At 42.5% G+C, this 20654-nt stretch carries 7 protein-coding genes; 1 reads left to right on the top strand and 6 read right to left on the bottom strand.

The annotated features are described in order from the left end of the window. Positions 1-53 precede the first annotated feature (53 nt). Together ACLV7H_RS03020 and ACLV7H_RS03015 are read right to left on the bottom strand one after the other, a co-directional pair. Entirely contained in the window at positions 54-2762 is a 2709-nt protein-coding gene (locus ACLV7H_RS03020; RefSeq protein WP_411867067.1) for an FtsX-like permease family protein, read from the bottom strand. Then, positions 2758-3459, bottom strand: coding sequence for an ABC transporter ATP-binding protein (locus tag ACLV7H_RS03015; protein ID WP_411866315.1), 702 nt, complete (start codon positions 3457-3459; stop codon positions 2758-2760). The genes ACLV7H_RS03020 and ACLV7H_RS03015 overlap by 5 nt, the downstream gene beginning before the upstream one ends. A gap of 141 nt (positions 3460-3600) precedes the next feature. Between ACLV7H_RS03015 and ACLV7H_RS03010 the strand changes: the two genes are divergently transcribed. Continuing rightward, a complete protein-coding gene (locus tag ACLV7H_RS03010) occupies positions 3601-4173 on the top strand; it encodes a TetR/AcrR family transcriptional regulator (RefSeq protein ID WP_042902697.1) in 573 nt (190 codons plus the stop codon). A 125-nt stretch (positions 4174-4298) separates the two neighbouring features. On the opposite strand, the gene ACLV7H_RS03005 is transcribed toward ACLV7H_RS03010, so the two are convergent. From ACLV7H_RS03005 to ACLV7H_RS02990, 4 genes are all read right to left on the bottom strand, one after another. After that, positions 4299-4991, bottom strand: coding sequence for a phosphoglycerate mutase (locus ACLV7H_RS03005; RefSeq protein ID WP_000240126.1), 693 nt, complete (start codon positions 4989-4991; stop codon positions 4299-4301). A gap of 314 nt (positions 4992-5305) precedes the next feature. Next, on the bottom strand, positions 5306-5686 hold the full coding sequence (locus tag ACLV7H_RS03000; RefSeq protein WP_045592438.1) for a hypothetical protein: 381 nt from the start codon (positions 5684-5686) through the stop codon (positions 5306-5308). Positions 5687-5837: 151 nt separating this feature from the next. Then, entirely contained in the window at positions 5838-11405 is a 5568-nt protein-coding gene (locus tag ACLV7H_RS02995) for a ZmpA/ZmpB/ZmpC family metallo-endopeptidase (protein WP_411866314.1), read from the bottom strand. Positions 11406-11637: 232 nt separating this feature from the next. Beyond that, a complete protein-coding gene (locus ACLV7H_RS02990; protein WP_411866313.1) occupies positions 11638-20616 on the bottom strand; it encodes an SIALI-17 repeat-containing surface protein in 8979 nt (2992 codons plus the stop codon). Positions 20617-20654: the final 38 nt, after the last annotated feature.

Below are 20654 nucleotides of genomic sequence, written 5' to 3'. Positions count from 1 at the left end.
TTCTACCAAGAAGCAGGGACTTTGTCAACTGATTTACTGTTTAAACGCTTGAATTACTCTACTGATTTCAGGGCTTCGAGCATATCCACTTTTCTCAAGTGGTAATTGACAAAGACCCCCAGTAAAGCTAAGATTACAGTCACTGCGACGATTGGAAGAGCATAGACTTCCCAGCTGACCTTAGGATAAAAGAGTATGGTGGCAGGTGAAATCATTTGAATCAAAAATTGATGTAAATAGTGGCCGGCTACCAAACCGAGAGCAATTCCCACAAGGGATAGCACTATGGTCTCACGGTAGATATAGAGGGTTACTTCTTTATTGTGGAAACCGAGAACCTTGATAGTCGAAAGTTCACGAATACGTTCTGCCACATTGATATTGGTGAGATTGTAGAGAATGACAATGGCTAGTAAAACGGAAACAAGGACAAGGATTGCCATGGTTTTATTGAGTGAACTAGCTACGAATTCAAAGAGATGGATGGCCGTTGCATTTTGGACCACCCCAGAAACAGCAGCTTCTTTCATAAAGACAGCAGCTCCTTTCTCCGTATTGGAAGGTGTTGGATCTTTTAATTTTACTAGGTAGGTATTGTCTTGTGGACTGGTGCCGTAGACTTGTTCATAAGTCGCTCTGTTGAGATAAACAAAGTGTCCAACATAGTTTTCAGAAATAGCCGCGACCTTGATTTCCTTCCCATCAAGCTCCAGCTTATCTCCAATTGTAACACCTGCTAGTTGGGCTAATTTTTGACTCACGACCGCTCCATCAGTGAACTGCATCTCTCGCCCATTTTCCTCTAATGTGATAAAGGGATTGAAGTCTTCTCCACTAGTAACCATCATGGTGATGGTTTGAAGTCCTGCTTTGCCTTTGAAATCTTTTTCAATGGATTTAGAGTAAATCTTTTGATAAGCATGTATAGGTTCAGCTTGCAAGGCACTTTCTAAATCTGCTTTTTCTTGATCCGTTGCACTGCTCTTTTCCGCTACAATCATCTGGTATTGCTGGATTTGTTCAAATTGACGCTCGGAAACTCCTCCCACAGATGACTGAATGCCAAGACCTGCAAATAGGAGAGCAACTGATCCTGCAACTCCAAAAATGGTCATCAACATCCTTTGCTTATAACGGAAAATATTTCGCGCTGTAACCTTATGAGTGAAGCTCAAATGACTCCATATAAAGCTCAACCGTTCCAGCAAAATCTTTGATCCTTTAACGGGAGGTTTGGGAAGCAAAAGTTGGGCTGCTTCATCGTGTAATTCCCTCCGCGCCACCAGATAAGCTGGCAAGACACTGGATACCCAACTCAAGGCTAGGGCAAGGATGCTATAAGACCTGTAAAAATACTCCTGGCTTTTCCCAACGACCATTCCTGCTGTTATAACATCCGAAATCACGCCTGCAAGGAGATAATGTCCAAGAAGCGTTCCTATAAGGGTTCCCACAGTTCCTGCAAGAAAACCATAGAGGACAAACTTGGCAATTATATCTTGATTCCGGTAACCTAGAGCCTTGAAAATACCAGCGTTGGTACGCTCTTCATCCACAAAGCGAGTCATCGTTGTAAAGGTCACCATTGCAGCGACCATATAAAGCACCACGGGGAAGATATTCCCGACAGAACGAATGCTTGCTGAAGCGTTACTATACATGAGATAGCCTTGACCACCTGGCATGGTTTGACGGTTGTATACATGGTATTTCGGCTCTGCCAGTTCATCCAGCTCTTTCTGACGTTGTTCAAGCTTCTCTTTTTCCTTGTCTAGATTACTCTCTGTCTGAGCCAGTTTTTCTTTTTCTGTAGCAAATTCTTCCTTAGCTTTTGTCAATTGCTCCGTGATTTGACTCTTTTGCGGTTCTGGTAAAGCGGTCGCTTGTTCTTCTTGGGTTTTCAAGCGACTTTCAGCCTGCTCTAACTGACTCTTGCCATTTTGAAAGTTGCTTTCAGCAGTTTGGAGCTGTTCTTTCCCCTCTTCCAGGCTCTTCTGCCCATTTGCTTTGATACCTGTCAATCTTTTTTGACCATTATCTGCTAGCAAGTCTTGCAACTCTTCCTGATGTTGGGTTCGTTTGGTCTTATAGTCTGATGAAAAAGCATCCAGATTTTTTAAATCATCATAGCGCACACGCGCAATACTATAAACATCTGAATCAAACTGGCTGGGCAAAATCACTCCATAGCCAGCCAAGCTTCCATTTCCACTGCTAGCACTCCCTAAGTCTTTTTGAGAAAGCATCTCACCCGACTGAACAAATCCAGTAATTGTAAAAGTTTGGGATTTTAGGACGGACTTCCCTTCTTCTTTCTTAGTAAAGGTAATGGTCTGCCCAATCTGATAGCGGTCTTTCCAGAAGTCGGCTAGGGCAATTTCCTCATCAGCCTCTGGCAGTCGCCCTTCTGTCACTTGGAAGGTTGAAATCCCCTCTGGCTTGGAATAAAGTCGAACCGCTTCTTCACTATTTTCAACGGTTAGGTCTGCCATATAACCAAACTCAACACTTGCTCCTTGAAGGGCCTTTAGTTCGTCTTGGTCTTCTTTGTCCAAGCCATAATCAGCTATCACTGCCAGATCTAGGGTATTGGCTTTACGGAGATAATCCCCTGCCGTACGTTCCATATTTGGACTGGCCACTTTGAGACCAACAAGGGCTAAAGAACCCAGCATCATCAAGGTTAAGATAGAAACAAAGCGTCCCTTTGAAGTACTCACTGACTGAAATAGGTCTTTCCGATATGTTTTTTTCATACTAATACTCCAATGTATCGATATCCTGCGGATGCTTATTGATCGTCATGCTCTTGACCGTTGCATCGCGCATGTGAATCACCCGATCTGCAATAGGGGCTAGCGCGCCATTGTGGGTAACGATGATCACCGTCGCTCCTTTTTGACGAGACATGTCTTGGAGAATCTTCAAGACTTGCTTCCCCGTTTGGTAATCCAAGGCACCCGTTGGTTCATCACAGAGGAGAATTTTAGGATTTTTGGCTACAGCGCGTGCAATGGAGACTCGCTGTTGCTCCCCTCCAGAAAGCTGGGCTGGAAAATTATTAAGACGATGAGACAGACCTACATCTGTCAAAACCTGCTCAGGATCCAAGGCATCTGTCACGATTTCTGAGGCCAATTCCACATTTTCCTTGGCTGTCAGATTGGAGACCAGATTGTAAAATTGAAAAACAAAACCTACATCTTCACGACGGTAGTTTGTTCGTTGGTGCGAACTATAGTTGGCAATATTGACACCATCAATCCAAATCTCCCCCTCATCATTGGTATCCATACCTCCTAGGAGATTGAGAACGGTTGATTTTCCAGCACCAGAAGCACCAAGGATAATGACCAGCTCCCCCTTTTCAATTTCAAAATTCACATCACGATTAGCCACAATCTCCGTATCCCCAACCTGATAACGCTTGTAGCTGTGTTTCATTTCAATATAAGCCATATCGTTTATCTCCTTTTCAAAGCTCGTTTTCTTAAATCAACAAAATGTTGATTCTAAATCACGAATATTATATAATGGGCTAAGTCAAAAAGCAATAATCAAAAATAAACATAGTGTTGATTTAAGAAGAAGGAAGAAAAAATGGTTCAGAAACGAAAAACTACTACTAAGGAAGACATCAAAGAAGCTTTGATTCAGCTGCTATCAGAGGATAAATTTGAAAATATATCAATTAGTAAACTCTGTAAACGGGCAGGAATTAATAGGGGAACTTTCTATCTACACTATGAAGACAAATATCAAATGATTGACAGTTTTAAAAGTGAAATTATTTCCCAGCTCTACATTTTTTTAGAAAAAGAAAGAGAATCGCCTAGAAAGTTTATGTTAGCCAACTTCTATATATTACGTTCGAACGAACGCCTTATTAACGCCTTGTCCCAAAGTCATTACATAGACTTTCGTGGTGCAATTCGTGAATTTCTAAGTAGCATTATTCTAACTGAAAATCAAAAAGAAAAGACTCGTCATTTCTTATCAGAAAACTTCCAAATTCCTCACAAATACGCTTTGGAAATCTTCTTATCAAGTATTGAAGGGATTATTTCTCTTTGGATTGCTGGGGGAGCGCAAGAAGAACCGGAAGAAATCACGGATATAATTTTATCAACCTATAACTACGAACACTGGAGCTACGAATCAAAAGAAGATTAATTCATACAACTTACTATTTCATAAGCTATATCCTCTCATTTTATACTTTTTCAATTAGCTAAATTGCCTTTTTTTAAACTTAGATACAAAAAAGCCTAGGAATTCCTAGGCTTTCTGTTTATAGATTATTTTCCAAGGTAGTATTCAGAAACTACATTCAATTTTTCGTCGAATTCGAATACCAATGGTGGGAAGTTAGGGATTTCCACGTCCATGATTTCGTCATCTGACAAGCGTTTGATGTGTTTTACAAGGGCACGGATTGAGTTACCGTGAGCTCCTACGAATACGTTTTTACCATCTTTAAGTGCTGGAGCGATTTTGTCTTCCCAGAATGGAAGGGCACGTTCCAAAGTCACTTTCAAGTTTTCAGCATCTGGGATAACTGAGTCGTCAAGTGAAGCGTAACGACGGTCAGTGTGAGCTGAATGCTCATCATCACGGTCCATGTTTGGAGGCAATACATCGTATGAACGACGCCAGATGTGAACTTGCTCATCACCAAATTGTTCAGCAGCTTCAGCCTTGTTTTTACCAGTCAAACCACCGTAGTGACGTTCGTTCAAACGCCATGATTTTTCAACTGGAACCCACAATTGGTCAGCCGCTTCAAGAGCCAAGTTTGTTGTTTTGATCGCACGTTTCAATACTGAAGTGTAAGCTTGGTCAAATTCGATACCAGCTTCTTTGATCAATTTACCAGCGTCAATCGCTTGTTGTGTTCCTTTTTCAGACAAATCAACATCAGCCCAACCAGTGAAAAGGTTAGCTTTGTTCCATTCAGACTCACCGTGGCGAGCAAAAACCAATTTTACCATTAGATGGATTCTCCTTTAATTTTTCGAGGTTGCCCTCGTTTATCTATTCTATTTTACACAATTTTTCACAAAAAAGCTAGTTAAAATCAACTAAAAAGAGAGAACAGTGTCCTCTCATCTAGTTATTATTAATTCGTGATATTCAATCAAGAAACGATTGCAATTATTTGTTATTTAAAGCATCAATTAAACGATCAGTATTCTTAGTTACATCATGTTTTCTTATAAAAAAAGTATTTCTCTAACATATTCTTTCACCAGATAATTCTTTAATTGAAAAAAACAACCCTCAAACGGATTGTTTCACTAAATTATCAGACAAGTCCATAGATTTCTTTCAAAAATTTGGAAAAAGAAACAGCGCCTTTAATGATTAGAAATCCTCCTATCCACTCGGTCGCCGAAAGAAATCCCATCACACCACCAAGGATATACAAAATGGAAGGCAACTTTCGAAGTTGTTGATCTTCTTCAAAATAGATTAACATAAAGGTTCCTAATGCAATCATCAAAATCTTAAAAAATGTCAGGAGTAAAGAAAAGGCAACCGTGACGATTAGCATTTTTGAAGGATCTTTATAGATGAGGGCACCAGTATAGGATAGCAAAAATCGTAGGACAGGTCCCAAAAGCAAGGTTATGCCTGCCACCATACCCAGTCTCCAATTGAGTCGAACCAATCTATCTCTCTCCATAAAAACCTCCTTCTCTCGTAGCTATCATTCTACCATATTTGCTCCAGAAACAAAAGACCTTCTCAGTCACAAATCTGTCTCATATCAGCTTTCAGACAGCCCGACATAAAAAGAGAAGATCTGTCGATCCTCCCTTTTCATTTTCCAACCCTTATTTCTTAAAAATAGAGGTTCTGAAGTCGTTTGTTTGGTCAAGATAAGCTTTAAAGATTGCTCTCTTCAACTTATGAACAGCACTGTCAATCTCTGGCTTATAGTCACTCCAACGAGGAGCCACTGCATCCTGTAGCACAGCTTGATCCATGAGATCCTGCAATTCAGTCACACTATTGATGGTCTTGTTCGCATAGTTTGGCCATGGTTTTGTCGGATCTTTAAAGGTCACTTGCTTCAAGTTCCCAAACTGATCCACACGTTCTTTATACATGGCTTTCTTAAAGGCAGCCCAAGATGAATACTTGCCTTCAAATACCTTGTCCAGTACAAGATCATCTGTCACCAATCCGCGTTCTTTACCATAGAGATTGATGGTTTTACCTTTTTGTTTGGCAGCTTCTTCGTATTGGTTGGAGATATAAGGTACCATTCCATCCTTAAAGCCTTTGGCAGCCAAAAGTTCGTAAGCGATCCGGCGTCCCATAAGGTCCCCTGGCGTGCCTTTCTCACTGCTGAGAGCTGAAAAGATTGGGGCAAATAGTTTAATCGTATAGTAGCCATTTCGTTCATAGTCGCCAGTCTGGTACTCACGAGCTGATAAGATGTTGTGGTCAATCAAACTTTCAAAACTATTCAAGTTTTGGGCCTCTTCTGCTGTCAATTCTTTGACTACGTTAGTGGCATAAACCTCATTTCCATCTGCTGGATCTTTCACATACTTGTTCTCAATTTTTCTGAGAGCCGCCATTTTCTGGTAAACATTTAGTTTGTTAACGATTGACTGCCCTTCGAGATATTCTAACATGTAGATAAGATCAAACATGTTGTGGACATAGTTCTGAAGATCTGCTGCGCTTTGGAATCTCTCTGTCGGATCCAAGACTTGCAGACGGGAGCCTTCTTTACTATCTGATGTTGAGTGTTTCAAGATGGAGTTAATGGTAATGGTTGCGTCACTTGGTTGGTCAGGGGCTTGCAATAAGCCTTTTGCAAAGAACTCTGGTCCCAAGCCACTTCTACGACCATAGCCGCCAAGGTAGATATCCTGATCGGAATCATGGGTCATCTCATGGGTATATGTAATGGCTCCATCCTTGTCCAGCATACGGTAAGACATATAGTAGACGCCATCCCCTGTAGCATAGGCTCCATGCTGGTTGTGAACTACCTTATTGCCAACTGGTCCAAAGAAGTTCTTCATAGCTGGATTGGAGCTATCAAACTTAGCCTCCACTGTGGCTTTTCCAGAGGTTGTGTCATCCCCAAACTTATAGGCATCATAAAGGAGAATCGTACGATAGAGTTTTTCACGTCCCTCATTATCTAAAATACGATACCAATAATCGTAGTGATCTCGCTGACGTTTGGCTGTTTCACGCGCATTTTCTTCTACAAAATCATTGAGAGCCTTGCCCGCTTTATGCTCGCTATTGCGGTAGCGATCATAGGCTCCAAATCCTAGACTAGACATGGTCGAGATGACAAATACTGATTTCTCTGGCAAGGTTAGGAGCGGCAAGACCATATTGCGGTATTTCCATGTGGCACTTGTGATGCGATCATAGACACCGATAGAATACTTGGTACCTGCTTGTTCCTGCTTGGTTTTGACTTCTTCAATATTAGATTTTTCTTCGACAATGTAAGCCTTAGTCTCTGATTTAAACCAGTCATTGTTGCTTTTCTCTGGTAGAAAGACTTTTCGATAATGTTCTAAAGTGCTAAACAAATCTGTCGTTCCATGCTGGCTAGCAAGACTGATAGAATAAGTATCGACATTATTCTTAGCTAGAAGATTGTTAAAGCCAGATTTACCTAACTCAATCAGGGCATCTAGTGGTGAAGCATTTCCCTTACCAAAGAAGTCCAGATGGTACAGAACCAGGTCTTTGACGTTTACTTGACCGTAGCTGAAGTTATACCAACGTTCCAGATAGGTCAACCCAAGTAGCAAGGCTTCTTTGTTGTTTTTGATTTTATCTACAAGATAGCCCTTGGTGACTGGATTGTCACCGGCAAGTCCAGCATCAGCTGACAAGAGTTTTTTCAAACTGTCTTCCAGATGTTGTTTTGTTTTGGCGAACTGGTCTTCAAGATAGAGCTCGGTTTGCTTGACGTTTGGAGAAATACCCAGTGTCTTTCTGATGGCTTCTGAATGATAGTCAACCTTTTGTAAGTCTGGTAAGACTTGCTTGATAATAGAAGATTGGTCATACAGGAATTGGTTTGGTGTATAGAGAAGTCCAGTATCTCCTAGACTATATTCTGCTAATTTGGCGAAATCAGCCTGGTACTTGAGATCGAACTTCTCAGATGAATGGTCCTTGTAGTGTAGCAAGAGTTTGTTTGCAGTCTGTTTGTTAGAAACAATATCTGTGATGACTTGGTTACCCTTCATCATAACTGCTGACAAGAGTTCTTTTTGATATAAGCTACTGCTTTCTTTTACTAGGTTTCCATATTTGACGATGGTTGCCTTGTTGTAGAAAGGTAGCAATTTTTCAATGTTCTTATAAGCCAAGTCGCGCTTAGCTTGATAATGGGCCACCTTAGAAAAGTCACTGTCTTTACTACCACTTGTTGAAAGGGGCTCCACTGTTGGTAGAGTGAGAGGATTGATGGCTGCTTTTTTGCTTTCGATTTGGGAAGCATCTAGCATCGTTCCTCTTTCTTCAAAGGATTCCTTGCTGACGACCTCATCCTTGACCAACGTGACATTGTAGACTCTGTTGGCCTTGCTGCTGAATGTGTCCTTCACCTTCATATCATTATAGTGGTAACCAGTGATGGCATTTCCGTTGGTTACATTGACATCGCTGAGGACATTGGTCAAACTTCCAGCATGCTTTACATCACCAGAAGTTCGGTCCCACAAATAGCCTGCTACTCCCGCGACTCTACCAAAGTGTTTGACATTGTTGATATCCCCCTCAGCATAGCTATGCTGGATTTTCGCATCTCGGTCTACTAGACCTGCAAGACCACCCACAGTCTGATCTGAACTATTTGTGTTGGATGAAATGGTTACTGTCGCTTTTGACTTCGTCAGCAAAGCCCTGTTTCCTGTCAAATGACCGACCAGACCACCGATATTGTAGGCAGCAGTCGTTTCATAAGTGTTGATAATTCTTCCCTTGAAACTGCTCTCTGTGATACTTGATTGTTCAGCCTTTGCCAGCAAACCACCGATACCGCGTTCACCTGCTAGAACACCATCGACATGAACTTGCTTAATCTTTGTACCATTCTGGGCTTCATAGGCCAGTGAACCGATATCATCCTTTCCAGAAATGGTGACATTTTTCAGACTCAATTTTTCTACTGTGGCACCACTCAAGGTTTCAAACAGAGGCTTTTTCAAGTTATAAATAGCATACTGCTTGCCATCTTTTTCACCGATCAACTGACCAGTAAAAGTGCCTTTGATATAGGATTTAGCTTCAGGCTCTAACTCCACTTCGTTGGCATTCAAACTAGCTGCTAAATGATAGGTTCCAGAGAGATTCTGGTTGATAGCTTTGACGAGGTTGCTAAAGGAAGTAAAGGTTGTCGTTTCCTCTCTAGCCTTCTTAGCTAGGTAGAAGGTGAAATTATCGACATATTTATTTTCTAGCTCTTGCTGGAGTTTCTCAGCCTTGGCTGTAATTTTATAAACTGACTGACCATCTTTCGTTTCAGCCGTTATTGAAGAAACTGGTAGATAGACATCTTTAAATGACGAAGATTTAACCTTGACAAAGTAAGTTTCTGTATTCTTTGGAACGCTGTCTAAAGAAACATGTTGTTTGTAAGTACCATTGGTCTGACTATACAGCTCCAGATCCGAAACATTTCTTAGCTCAAGCGTTTTCTCTGGATCTTTTTCTTTTGGTTTTTCTGTCGGAGCTTCCGGTTTTACTTGCTCAGTATTACCAGTATATTCTGGAAGAGGAGCGACTTGCTCTGGTTCAACAATGGCTCCAGCTTGCTCACCTTTATATTCTGGTAGGGAAGACTTGATTTCTGGTTCGACGATTGCTCCAGCCTGGGTTCCCTGATACTCAGCTTGTGGAGCGACTTGCTCTGGTTCCACTATGGCACCTGATTGCTCACCTGTATATTCTGGTTTTTCGCTTGTCTCTGGTTCTACAATCGCTCCAGCTTGAGTTCCTGTGTACTCTGGTGTTGGTGTCACCTGTTCAGGCTCTACGATTGCTCCAGACTGATCGCCTGTATAGGCTGGTTTGTCAGTCGTTTCTGGTTCCACCAAAGCCCCAGACTGGACGCCCCCAACCTCTGGCTCAACTTGTTCTGGCTCGACGATGGCACCAGCTTGCGTTCCCTGATATTCAGGTAGCGGAGCAACTTGCTCTGGTTCAACGACTGCTCCAGCTTGGGTGCCAGTATATTCTGGTTTTTCGGCTATCTCAGCCTCTACAATCGCTCCCGCTTGCTCGCCTGTATATTCTGGTAAGGAAGCCTGGGTCTCAGGCTCTCCTTTTCTTGCAGACTGAGGTGCTTCACTCGGTACAACTGTCTTCTTAGTCCCTTTTTCTACTATACGTGGCAAGGCTTCTTCTAATTTAGTTGATAGAACTTCTCGGGAAATTTCTTGGTTTTCAACAGTGAAAATGCGAACGACTTCAACCTTCTTCCCAGCACGCCCTTCTTGTTTGACTCGAATGGTCCCCTCTGCTAGTTCTGGATTTTCCTGAACCACTTCTGGAACATCTAGTTTGGTTACAATCTCTTGGTCTTTGTATAGGAGCTCTGGTTTGTTCACGCGACCAGCCAAGACTTCGTCCTGAGGATTCACACTAGCAATGCCAGACGGATTTTGATTGGATGAATCTTGAGAAGGGATTGGCTTCTCTGCAGGGCTTGTTGGAGACGGATTTTTCTGCTCATCTCCTGCCCTTTGTCCACCCTCATTGGCTTGGAAATGAGGTTGAACCGTATAGTCAAGTTTCTGATCCCTAGCAGCAGTTTCTTGCTGATTAATCTCTTTGTCTTGCTTAATATAGCCTAGATAAGTATAACCCGATAAGGCACGTGGCAAAGGCAGACTATCTCCTTGGGATAATTGGTATTCCTGATTGTATTGTAGCAAAAGTTGATTTTCGATAGCCTGAACCGAAGAAACCAAACCACTGCCCATCCCTGTTACCAAAATCACATTCAAGAGGGCCTTCTTTTTGCCTTTCTTTTTGGATACAACAAAAATAAGAAGGCCAATCGAAGCTAGCGCTTCACCTGATAAAACACTAGTAAGACTATGCTGCCCACCTGTATTGGGCAACTGACCTAGCTGTGCTTTCTCATCCATACGGTAGACTAGATAATAGGTGCTCTCACTATCTTCAGCAATTTTAGGAATGTCCTTTACAATCAAATCTTTCTCTTGCCCACTCAACTCCGTATCCGTCACATATTTGTAGTGAACAGCTACATTTTCTTGAGCAAATACAGTTCCACTGCTCGCAATGGACACAAAAAATAGGCTTGAAATCGAAGCTGATACAAGACCAATTGCTAATTTTCGTAAGGAGAAACGATGCTGCTTCTCTCCAAAAATCTTTTTCATTTTAAATCCTCTCGCTTTTTAACCTTTATCAAGAAAATAACTAGTATTATATTTTGATATAGGTAATTTACATTCATCATTATACTATAAAAAGAGTTCCTTGTCCCAAATAAATGCTTTGATTTTACGAATGAAAAAACTACTATATCTTGTAAATTTTTTATGTCATTTGATAACAGAAAAAAGAAGATCACTTGGATCTTCTTTTTTCATGTCTATCTTTGCAAGATGCTTATCTTTCAAAGATGGACTGTCTGAAGTCGTCTGTCTCACGAAGATAAGCGTTGTAAATCTTCTTCTTGAGCAGGTTGACCCAGCTAGCTTCAACACGGCTAGTAGCATTGGTAATGTTGCGTACATCCTCTGCTACTGCTGCATCCATCAGTCTTTGCATCTCTGCATAAGAACGAATGGTTACTTTCTTGGTACTGTTTGGATTTTTAAGCTCGTATTCAATGGTGATTGGCTTCAGCTTGGTTAGCTTATCAATCCGCTCTTGGTACATAGCCTTCTTGAAGGCTAACCAGGAGTCATATTCACCCTTAAATACATTTTCCAAGACTTTCTGGTCCGTCACGAGACCAACATCTCTTCCAGACCATCCGTCCCACGTTTTCTTACCTTCATCGAAGGCTTCCTGAGAGTACTGACCAGAAACATAAGGGACAAATCCATCATGGTAGCCCTTGGCTGCCAGTAATTCATAGGCTGTGCGACGGAACATGACGTCACCTGGCGCTCCATTTGGATTGCTCAAAGCTGAGTAGATTGGTGAGAAGAGGCTGAGGCTCAGGTAGCCATTTCGACCATATTTTCCGCTTTCCTTGTTCTCCCGACGAGTGATCACATCATTTTCGATCAGGGAGTCAAAGGTCTTCAGCTGCTTGATTTCTTCAGCAGTGAAGCTTCGCGTCTGGTTACCAGCATGAATCTCCTTACCATACTTATCTGTAATATAGTAATTCTCCATCTTCCTGAACCACTGTAACTTGGCAGCATCACTCTGCTTCAGCATAGAGGTACCTTCTAGGTAATCTAGGGTGTAAATCATGTCAAACATACCATGGACATAGTGCTGCAGGTCTGCTGCATTTTGAACACGTTCCTTGAAATTATAGGTATGCATACGTGTCTTAGAATCCTTGTCCACCTTGAAGAGAGTATTGAGTGTAATAGTTGGTTCATCTGCGCTCGGTGAAGACTGCAAGAGTCCGCGAGCATAGAGTTCCGCACCTAGTCCCTCACGACGACCATATCCTTCAAAGTAAATAGCACCGTCAGAGTTATGGGTCATCTCATGCGTGTAGACTGAGTTACCATAGTCTTCCAACAATTTAGCAGCATCAAAGTGAGTTACACTACCCGTAGCATAGGCATTATAACCCTTGCTTGGATACCACTTGCCGGCAGGTCCGAAGAACTCCTGCATAGCTAGAGATTTTTTATCATTAGCTGGAGCCCAATATTTTTGACCATTCTTGTCAACCAATGAGAATCCGTCATAAACCAGAACAGAACGGAAAAGCTTGTCCTTGCTTTCTGGACTGAGAATCTTATACCAGAAATCATAGTGGTCGCGCTGGTATTCAGCTGTTTTTCTCACTCGGTCTTCGACATATTCAGCTAGCTCAGCGTCTGTGCGCACCCTGTTATTGGCATCAAGACGATAGCGATCATAAGCTCCCATAGAGAGGGTAGACATATTAGAGATCGCATAGACACCTTTCTCGGTCATGGTCAAGAGTGGCAGGAGCATCCCCTTGTGTTCCCAATTATCAGCAGTAATCTTGTCATAAACGCTGACAGAGTACTTGCTCTTGCCCTCGGCTGCATCCTGAAGCTGTCTCGCTTCTGCTACATCCGACTTAGCCTCAACGATATAGGCTTTTGTATTGGTTTTGAGCCATTCATTATTGGTCTTATAAGGCAGGAAGAGCTGACGATAGCCTTCAAGATAATTGAAGAGTCCTCGTTTACCAGTTGCTTCAGAGAGCGAATTGTCATAAGCTGTATAGTTGTTCTTAGCCTTGAGATTCTCAAGTCCTGATTTCCCTAAAGCAATGATTGTATCTAAAGTCGAAACATCATTCTTACCGTAGAAATCCAACTTGTAAGCCGATAAGTCCTTAACATTAAAGTTATCATAGTTGATATTGTACCAACGATTAAGATAAGTCAGACCTAATAGGAAAGCTTCTTTATCAGCAAGAATCTTCTTAACAAGATAATCCTTAACTACTTCACCTTCAGTATTGATAGCCTTATCCATAGCCAGCACTTTGCGAAGCTCACCTGATAGCTTGCTTTTCACTTGCGTAAATGCGGTGTCTAAGTATAGTTCATCCAAAGAAGTATCTGCTGCTACACCAAGAACTGTGCGCATAGCTGGCGAATCAAGAACTACCTTGTTTAACTCTGGCAGGACTTGATTTAGAATACTAGTATAATCTGATACAAAGGCTTCTGTAGTATAAAGAAGGTCTAGCCCCTTGATGCTATACTCAGCAATACCTCGATTTACGAAATCTCCCTTATAAGATAATTCTAGGTAATCGATGGTATTGTCCATGTAGTGAAGCATCAAACGATTGATTGCTGTTTTATTGCTATGGATATCAGTGATAACCTGGTCGCCCTTCATCGGAACAACATCCAGTAGGTACTCCTTGTTCAACTTATGCTCTTTCGGAATCTTGTTCGCAAACGAAACAATGGTTTCTTTATTGTAGAAAGGAAGCAGTTTCTCCATATTTGCATAAGAATATCCGCGGTCAAACTGAGCATTGTTTACCTCACCATAGTCGACAAAACGCATATTTAGATTCGTGTCATCTAGGCTAGTTGTTATGTCCATAGCAGTCAGTTTTTCTTCCATTTCTTCTTGAGTAATGGTAGAAGTAACAAACTGATCGTTTTTCAAGGTTTCACTTTTGGCAACTTTATATGCTTGTGTAATGCGGTCGTTCTTGTATCCCTGATCCCCAGAAATACTGTAAACATTTGTACCACTGACATTGCTGATCACATTATCAACCAAACCATTAAAGTAGTTCGAGCCGACCACTCCACCGATTTGACCGTTAGTGGTTGAATTATATAATTTTCCAGTCACATAAGATTTGGTGATTCGAGCGTTGTTTTCTAGACGTCCAACCAAACCACCGATACGTTGTTCATTTGATTTTGCACCGCTAATAATCGTTACATCTGCTTTACTTTGGCTGAGAAGAGATTCTCCTCCTTTAAGGCTTGCAACCAAACCACCTACGTTATAGGCTTTGATGTGTTGATTGTTAGATAGGATGGTACCAGTAAAGGAACTATTTGTAATCTTCGTATTGGTTCCATTAACTACTAGACCCGCTACGTTAGAAGCGTTGCCTACTACCGATACTCTCCCCTGAACAGAAACATCTGTAATTTGCGCATTTTCCGCATTGCGTGCCAGCGCAGCCGAGTCATAGGTACCCAAGATATTCACGTCTTTAAAGTCGATATTGGAAATGGTAGAACCACTCTTGAGGTTTTCAAATAAGGGCTTGGCTAGATTATAAATGGCATATTGCTTACCATTATGACTACCTGTCAGACTACCTGTGAAGTTCCCTTTAAGATAGACATAGTCCGCAGGAGCTAGGTTAACCTCGCTCGCATCCAAATCAGCTCCCAGAACATAGTTTCCTGCCATATTTCGCTTCATAGCGTCTACCAATCCAGCAAAGCTGGTGTAGACATTTTGCTGACTTGGGACTGCCTTACTGATGTAAAAGTCGTGCCCAGACTTGTATCCTGTCTCACTTTCTTGGACGAGTTCAGGAAGGGCTACATTAACCTTATAGACTGCCTTGCCATCTTTCTCTGCTTCAGAAATGCTGTGAACTGGTAGGAGAATTTCCTTGGATTCGCTTGACTTGATTTTGACGAAGTAGGTAGACAGATCCGTAGGCATAGAGCTCATCGATACAAACCGCTTGTATTGGTCATTTTCTTTATGATAAAACTCAACAGAATCAATATCACGGAAGGCAATCTTCTTGTATTCTAACTCAAAGTTACGACTGTCTGTCTCAAACTCAGTAAAACTGCCATTATCCAGTTCATAAGTCAACTTGGTTTTTAGAGTGTAGCCTGTGTAATAGTCTAGGTCGCCAATCTTCAAGCTACCAGCAAAGTTAGTAATCGGAAGAGTGCGAACCAGCTGATCTCCCTGGTACAACTCTGCAGTCGCTGAACGGAAGGATTTTGTCTGGTCTTCCAATCTATATTGGACTGTCACCGACTTATCATCAGCATTCTCAGTCAGACTTAGAATTGAAACAGTCGGCTTGACTTTAGGCACTCCATTCAGTGCTTCTTTGGCTGCTGTCAAGCTAACAAGAGCTTGGTTGACCTGTACTTGTGTAGCAGTCTGATTGTTCAAAACTCCCTCTGCCTTGGTCAATTCGTCAGTATAAGCTGTTTGCTTTTCTGAATCCGCATTCTTATATTTAACCGAAGTTTTAACTCTTGGATTTAAATCGTACTCAGTCTGAAGAGCAGTTTTGACAACCTCAAGACCACTTAATTGAGCCTTGGCTTGATTGATTTGTTCCACCAGTTGGTTGACTTCTGCTTGGCTGGCTTGGGATTGGCTCAGAATCACTTGACCAGCCGTCAAAGCAGCATCATAGTTAGCTTGATGACTCTGACTATCGTTGAAATAACGGGCCTGAGCTTTAATCTGATCCGCTTCTGCCAAGAGATTATGCAGTGAAATTAAATCGAACTCCTCTAAAGCGTCTGCTTTCGGTGCATCATTTGGTACCATGCTTGGTTTAGCAGTTCCGACTTTGACGATCTGTGTTACGGGCGCCAAAGTTTCTTCATTAGATAACTCTTGGCGGTCGATTTCCTGACCATTGGAACTGTAGACTCGAGTCTTGATAGTTCGTTCGCCTTGGACACCCGGAGTTGCAATTTGGCGGGCATCTCGAACAAGCTCATCGGTTTCTTCTTCACGAATGCTAAAGTTAATTTTCTCAACCCGAGTTTCGTCGGTATAAGTCAACGGATACTCTGGCAGAGTTTCTGCTTTTGGCGCTTCATTCGGTACCATGCTTGGCTTAGCCGTGCCGACCTTAACAATTTGCGTTACGGGAGCTAGAGTTTCCTCGTTGGACAACTCTTGGCGGTCAACCTCTTGACCGTTAGAACTGTAGACACGAGTCTTAATCGTGCGCTCTCCCTCAACACCTGGTGTTTTGATTTGACGAGCATCTCGAACCAATTCGTCCGTATATTGCTCCTCGATGTTGAACGCAATTTTTTCTACGCGGGTTTCGTCGGTATAAGTTAGGGGATACTCTGGCGGAGTTTCTGCTTTTGGTGCTTCATTCGGTACCATGCTTGGTTTAGCCGTGCCGACCTTGACAATTTGTGTTACTGGAGCTAGAGTTTTCTCGTTAGATAACTCTTGACGGTCAACTACTTGACCGTTAGAGCTGTAGACACGAGTCTTGATAGTTCGTTCACCTTGGACTCCTGGAGTCGCGATTTGACGAGCATCTCGAACCAATTCATCCGTTTCTTCTTCACGAGTGGTGAAGTTAATCTTCTCAACGCGAGTTTCGTCAGTATAAGTCAACGGATACTCTGGAAGAGTTTCTGCTTTTGGTGCTTCATTCGGTACCATGCTTGGTTTAGCCGTGCCGACCTTGACAATTTGTGTTACTGGAGCTAGAGTTTTCTCGTTAGATAACTCTTGACGGTCAACTACTTGACCGTTAGAGCTGTAGACACGAGTCTTGATAGTTCGTTCACCTTGGACTCCTGGAGTCGCGATTTGACGAGCATCTCGAACCAATTCATCCGTTTCTTCTTCACGAGTGGTGAAGTTAATCTTCTCAACGCGAGTTTCGTCAGTATAAGTCAACGGATACTCTGGAAGAGTTTCTGCTTTTGGTGCTTCATTCGGTACCATGCTTGGTTTAGCCGTGCCGACCTTGACAATTTGTGTTACTGGAGCTAGAGTTTTCTCGTTAGATAACTCTTGACGGTCAACTACTTGACCGTTAGAGCTGTAGACACGAGTCTTGATAGTTCGTTCACCTTGGACTCCTGGAGTCGCGATTTGACGAGCATCTCGAACCAATTCATCCGTTTCTTCTTCACGAGTGGTGAAGTTAATCTTCTCAACGCGAGTTTCGTCAGTATAAGTCAACGGATACTCTGGAAGAGTTTCTGCTTTTGGTGCTTCATTCGGTACCATGCTTGGTTTAGCCGTGCCGACCTTGACAATTTGTGTTACTGGAGCTAGAGTTTTCTCGTTAGATAACTCTTGACGGTCAACTACTTGACCGTTAGAGCTGTAGACACGAGTCTTGATAGTTCGTTCACCTTGGACTCCTGGAGTCGCGATTTGACGAGCATCTCGAACCAATTCATCCGTTTCTTCTTCACGAGTGGTGAAGTTAATCTTCTCAACGCGAGTTTCGTCAGTATAAGTCAACGGATACTCTGGAAGAGTTTCTGCTTTTGGTGCTTCATTCGGTACCATGCTTGGTTTAGCCGTGCCGACCTTGACAATTTGTGTTACTGGAGCCAAGGTTTCTTCATTCGAAAGTTCTTGGCGATCGACCTCTTGGCCATTAGAACTGTAGACACGAGTCTTAATAGTTCGTTCACCTAGGACTCCCGGAGTCGCGATTTGACGAGCATCTTGAACCAATTCATCCGTATATTGCTCCTCGATATTGAAGGCTATTTTCTCTACGCGGGTTTCATCTGTATATGTCAGCGAATACTCTGGTAAAGCATCTGCTTTTGGTGCTTCATTTGGCACCATGCTTGGTTTAGCCGTGCCGACTTTGACAATTTGTGTTACCGGAGCCAAGGTTTCTTCGTTAGACAACTCTTGACGGTCAACAACTTGACCATTGGAACTGTAGACACGAGTCTTGATAGTCCGTTCGCCTTGGACACCTGGAGTCGCGATTTGACGAGCATCTCGAACCAATTCATCCGTTTCTTCTTCAAGAGTGGTGAAGTTAATCTTCTCTACGCGCGTTTCGTCAGTATAAGTCAACGGAAACTCTGGAAGGGCGTCTGCTTGCGGTGAATCGTTCGGTACCATGGTCGGTTTAGCCGTGCCGACCTTAACAATTTGCGTTACGGGAGCTAGAGTTTCCTCATTAGACAACACTTGGCGGTCAACCTCTTGACCATTAGAACTGTAGACGCGAATCTTAATCGTGCGCTCTCCCTCAACACCTGGTGTTACGATTTGACGACTTCCTCCTGGAATCTCATCTGTATATTGCTCGTCAATAGAAAAATCAATCTTTTCTATTCTAACCTCATCATTTGTAGTCAATTCCAACTCAGAATTCTCATGAATAGGAGCTGTCTCGGGACTGGTGCCGTACTCTGACAATTCCGGAACTTCATGAACTGGCGCTGTTTCTGGAGTTGTGCCATATTCTGTTAGTTCTGGAACTTCATGAACTGGCGCTGTCTCAGGAGTTGTGCCATATTCCGTCAATTCTGGAATCTCTTGAACTGGAGCTGTCTCGGGACTGGTTCCGTACTCTGACAACTCCGGAACTTCGTTAACAGGAGCTGTTTCTGGAGTTGTGCCATACTCTGTCAATTCCGGAACTTCATGAACTGGAGCTGTCTCAGGACTGGTGCCATTATCTGTCAATTCCGGAACTTCATGAACTGGAGCTGTCTCGGGACTGGTGCCATACTCTGTCAATTCCGGAACTTCGTGAACTGGGGATGTTTCAGAAGTTGTACCATATTCCGTCAGTTCTGGAGCTTCGTGAATAGGAGCTGTATCAGAACTAGTCCCATATTCTGTCAGTTCTGGAATCTCTTGAACTGGAGGCGTATCAGAACTGGTGCCATACTCTGCCAATTCTGGAACTTCGTGAACTGGAGTTGTCTCAGGAGTTATACCATATTCTGTCAGTTCTGGAACTTCGTGAACTGGTGCTGTTTCTGGAGTTGTGCCATATTCCGTCAGTTCTGGAATCTCTTGAACTGGAGTTGTCTCAGGACTGGTGGCATACTCTGTCAATTCCGGAACTTCATGAACTGGCGCTGTTTCTGGAGTTGTACCATATTCTGACAATTCTGGAACTTCGTGAACTGGAGTTTCTTTTGGTATCGAGTTAGTTGGAGCTGTTCCAACTAAAATAATTTCAGAAACAGGTTCAACCGTCACTTGATCAGAAATCATTTCGCTTTTCACGATTTCTTGACCCTTACGATAATGACGAGTCACAACTGTACGTTGACCTCGAACACCTGATTGTATAACTTTTGATTGCCCTTGAGCCAATTCATCTGAATATTGGTATTTTGTCTGATAAGGAAGTTCTTGGACTGACTCCTGCTCGCTAATTTTTAGTTCTGGCAAGTCATAAATAGGAGTTGAGCTTGTGAATTCTCTCTCCTTAGCGGCTATAGCTTCTCTTTCTTCCACAGTTAAAGCATCATCCTTATCTGAAACGATCTCTTTCATATCAAGATTTGTTTCACTCGGTTTTAGCTCTCTTTCCTTCTCTTTCTCCAAATCAAGTGTCGAATTTTCCTTCTGAGTAGAATGAGCTAAATGACTATCATTTTGTTCTTCATTCTTTAGATAACCGATATAGTCATAACCGTCAATTTTCAATGGCGCTGGAAGGGATTCTCCGAGACCCAAGTTAAGACTTTGATTATATGCTGCGAGTTCGACATTCGTCACTGCTAAGACTGTTTGAGATAGCAGTATGGATCCCATTCCAGTTACCAACAAGATCGAAGATAAATACCTCTTCCCATTTCTGCCTCTAACAACTACAAGTACTAGTAATGCAAGACCCATCGCTGTAAATGTTGATTCCCAAAGGCAGGAGTGACCTGTCTTAGGCAATACTCCAGATGAATCCCCTTGAGTAGTTGGACGATAAACTAAGTAATAGGTCTCTGAAGCATCCTCAACATACTTTGGAATCTCCTTTATCAAGGCACTCTTCTCTGCCTCTGTCAATTCAGACTCCACTACGTAGTGGTATTTGACCTGAGCAGACTGCTGACTTTGAATTTCTGCTGCCTTTACAGAAGTCAAGCCCCCGGTTATTTGCCCACTCAAAAAGAAGCTTCCAATAGTCGCCGAAACGAGCCCAACGGACAACTTGCGGAAAGAAAAACGCTGTCGTTTTTCTCCATAAAATTGATGTTTCATTCTCAAAATTTCCTCTTCAATATGTTATTCAATCCTTT

Origin of the sequence: Streptococcus oralis (assembly GCF_965111685.1) — a bacterium.
GTDB lineage: Bacteria > Bacillota > Bacilli > Lactobacillales > Streptococcaceae > Streptococcus > Streptococcus oralis_B.
Note: the sequence above shows the minus strand (reverse complement) of the source record. Positions and strands in the feature narration are given on the sequence as shown.

Bases quoted from the DNA above. Each gene is read 5' to 3' on its own strand.
- ACLV7H_RS03015 (WP_411866315.1), bottom strand. From the start codon at position 3,459: ATGGCTTATATTGAAATGAAACACAGCTACAAGCGTTATCAGGTTGGG.
- ACLV7H_RS03010 (WP_042902697.1), top strand. From the start codon at position 3,601: ATGGTTCAGAAACGAAAAACTACTACTAAGGAAGACATCAAAGAAGCT.
- ACLV7H_RS03005 (WP_000240126.1), bottom strand. From the start codon at position 4,991: ATGGTAAAATTGGTTTTTGCTCGCCACGGTGAGTCTGAATGGAACAAA.
- ACLV7H_RS03000 (WP_045592438.1), bottom strand. From the start codon at position 5,686: ATGGAGAGAGATAGATTGGTTCGACTCAATTGGAGACTGGGTATGGTG.
- ACLV7H_RS02995 (WP_411866314.1), bottom strand. From the start codon at position 11,405: ATGAAAAAGATTTTTGGAGAGAAGCAGCATCGTTTCTCCTTACGAAAA.
- ACLV7H_RS02990 (WP_411866313.1), bottom strand. From the start codon at position 20,616: ATGAAACATCAATTTTATGGAGAAAAACGACAGCGTTTTTCTTTCCGC.